The sequence below is a fragment of the Micromonospora sp. ATCC 39149 genome, assembly GCF_000158815.1.
Classification (GTDB): domain Bacteria; phylum Actinomycetota; class Actinomycetes; order Mycobacteriales; family Micromonosporaceae; genus Micromonospora.
This window is the reverse complement of sequence record NZ_GG657738.1, coordinates 884,484-886,913: the sequence shown is the minus strand read 5'-3', so window position 1 is coordinate 886,913 and position 2,430 is coordinate 884,484. Positions and strand designations below refer to the sequence as shown.

1 protein-coding gene and 1 pseudogene are annotated in these 2,430 nt (G+C 77.7%); both read left to right on the top strand.

Annotated features, from left to right (window positions below; genetic code table 11):
• A partial coding sequence (locus tag MCAG_RS03505) for a DUF5682 family protein (protein WP_036372172.1) occupies positions 1 to 1,958 on the top strand: 1,958 nt, incomplete at its 5' end.
• Positions 1,955 to 2,430: pseudogene (locus tag MCAG_RS33350) on the top strand (hypothetical protein); the annotation flags it as partial. The gene MCAG_RS03505 and the pseudogene MCAG_RS33350, both read left to right, overlap by 4 nt.

Here is a 2,430-nt window from a genome sequence, read left to right as displayed (position 1 = left end):
CCGCCCGGTGTGACCTGCCCGAGCTGGTCACCGATCGGCTCGAACTGGCCGCCGCCGTGCTGCCCGGCAGCGGCACGCTGCCCGAGCTGCTGGCCGCACTGGACCTGCTGGAGGCGCTGCGCCGGGAACACCTGCCGGGCACCACGGCGGCTAACCGCGACCGGGCGGCCGAGCTGGCCGTCGTACTGCTGGACGCGGCGGTCCGTGGGCTGCCCGGCCTGGCCGGCAGCGACGCCACGGACGACGCCGCCGCCCTGGTCGACCTCGCCGTCCGGGCCGGGCAGGACCGGATCGGCCTGCGCCTGGACACCGCCCTCGACGACCTGACCAGATCCGGTTCGGCGCTGATGCAGGGCGCGGCCCTCGCCGCCCGGGTGCTGCTCGACCTGACCGACCTGGCCAGCCTGGGCACTCGGGTGGCCGGCTGGATCGACGCGGCCACCGGGCCGGACGCCCGACGGCACCTGCAACGGCTGCTCGGCGGTCTGCTCACCGCCGCGCACCCGCTGTTGCAGTCCGCGCCCGCCGCCCTGGACCCGCTGCTGGACCGGGTCGAACGGCTCACCGATCCCGAGTTCCTGGACCGGTTGCCGGCGCTGCGGGGCGGGTTCGACGTGCTCACCCCGGCGGCCCGGGAGCGGCTGCTGCACACCGTCGCCGAACGGCTGGGCGACCGGCTCGACCTGGCCCTGTCCGCCCCGCCCGAGCTGCTGGCCCGGTGGGCCGCCGCCGACGCGGCCGGTCGGGCCGCCCTGCTCGCCCGCGATATACCGATCCCGGATCCACCCGCCGACGCCGCCGGCGGCCCCACCGGCGGCGCGAACCGGGCGGCCCCGCCGGGCACCGGGCTCGCCCCGGCGGACCGGTGGCGGCTGCTGCTCGGCCGCCAACCCGACCGGCTGCCGGCCGACGCCCGCCGCTACGCCCGCGCCCTGGACGAGCTGTACGGGGCGGGGCGCGGCGAGGGCGGCATCGACCTCGGCCACGCGGCCGGCGGGGGGCAGGAGGCCGCCTTCCCGACCGCCCGCGAGTGGGCCGACGAACTGGAGGCGCTGTTCGGCACGACGGTTCGCGAGGAGGTCATCGCCCGCGCCGCCGAGAGCGGCCGGACCGACGTGCTCAGCGAACTCGACCCGGCCGCGGTACGCCCTTCGGTGGAGTTGCTGACCTCGGTGCTGTCGCTGGCCGGTGGCCTGCCCGAGGCGAAACTGGCCGGGCTGCGGCCCCTGGTCCGGCGGCTGGTCGAGGAGCTGACCGCGCGGTTGGCCACCCAGGTGCGGCCGGCGTTGACCGGGTTGACCAGCCCGCGCCCGACCCGCCGCCCCGGCGGCCGGATCAACCTCGCCCGTACGCTGCGGGCGAACCTGGCGCACACCCGGCGGCTCGACGACGGCCGGACGGTGGTCGTACCGCAACGCCCGGTCTTCCACACCCGCACCCGTCGGGAGGCCGACTGGCGGCTGGTGCTGGTGGTCGACGTGTCCGGCTCGATGGAGGCGTCGGTGGTGTGGTCGGCGCTGACCGCCGCCGTGCTGGCCGGGGTGCCCACCCTGTCCACCCACTTCCTCGCCTTCTCCACCGAGGTGGTCGACCTGACCGACCGGGTCGACGACCCGCTGGCGCTGCTGCTGGAGGTACGCGTCGGCGGCGGCACGCACATCGCCGCCGGGCTGGCCCACGCCCGCTCGCTGGTGACCGTGCCGAGCCGCACCATCGTCGCCGTGGTCAGCGACTTCGAGGAGGGCTACCCGCTGGCCGGGTTGCTCGGCGAGGTCCGCACCCTGGCGTCGGCCGGCGTGCACCTGCTGGGCTGCGCCGCGCTCAACGACCAGGGGGTGCCGTGCTACTCGGTGCCGGTCGCCGAGCAGCTCGTCGCGGCCGGGATGCCGGTCGCCGCTCTCAGCCCGCTCGAACTCGCCCGCTGGGTGGGCGACCGTGTCCGCGGAGGATCACGTTGACGAACCGTACCCCGACCGTCGTGGCCGCCGACCGGTTGCCGCCGGTGTCGCCGGCGGTCGCCGCCGCTGCGGTGGCGGCCCTGCCGTCCCGGCTGCGCCGGCGGCTGGACGCCACCGTCGAACGGCTGGCCGCGGTGCCGGTCGGCAGGGTCGACGGCGGCGTGTCGGTCGACTGTGGCCCGGAGGCCGTGGTCGTGCTGCGGCCCGGACCGACCGGCGCGGTCACCGGCCCGGACCAGGTCCGCTGCGGTTGCCTGCTGGCACCCCGCTGCCTGCACCGGGCGGCGGTCCTGGTGGCCTGCCCGGTCGCCGACCCGGCCAGCCACGCCGATCCGGCACCCGCCGGGCCACCCGCTCCGCAGGACGCTGCCGGCCCGCCCACCGGACGGGCCAGGAGGACCGGGCGAACGGGCGCGACCGATCCGACCGCCGCCGGCACCGGACGCGGGCCGACGAAAGGCGCAGCGGGCCG